Below are 254 nucleotides of genomic sequence, written 5' to 3' on the forward strand. Positions count from 1 at the left end.
TTGAACTTCTTCGTATAAACAATTTTACCGTCCATACTGTAAGCGGTTACTGAGATATCTTTCAGACCTTTCGGTGAATTGATTTTTACAATACCTGAAGTAGGGTTTGGTGCTACGGTTACTGTATTTTCAGTGTTTTTGGTTTCGATAGTACCTAAGCCACCCTCGATTCCTAAGTTTTCTTTAAGTGCAATAACAATGGTTGCAGACTTTCCTCTATAATCAATTACATTTCCTGTTGCATCAACATCTGT

General features: G+C 36.6%; 1 pseudogene. It reads right to left on the reverse strand.

What is annotated here, in order from left to right:
* Positions 1-254 (reverse strand): annotated as a pseudogene (locus SB689_RS23670) (twin-arginine translocation pathway signal protein); the annotation flags it as partial.

It is taken from the genome of Chryseobacterium sp. SIMBA_038 (assembly GCF_046535115.1).
Taxonomy (GTDB): Bacteria; Bacteroidota; Bacteroidia; order Flavobacteriales; family Weeksellaceae; genus Chryseobacterium.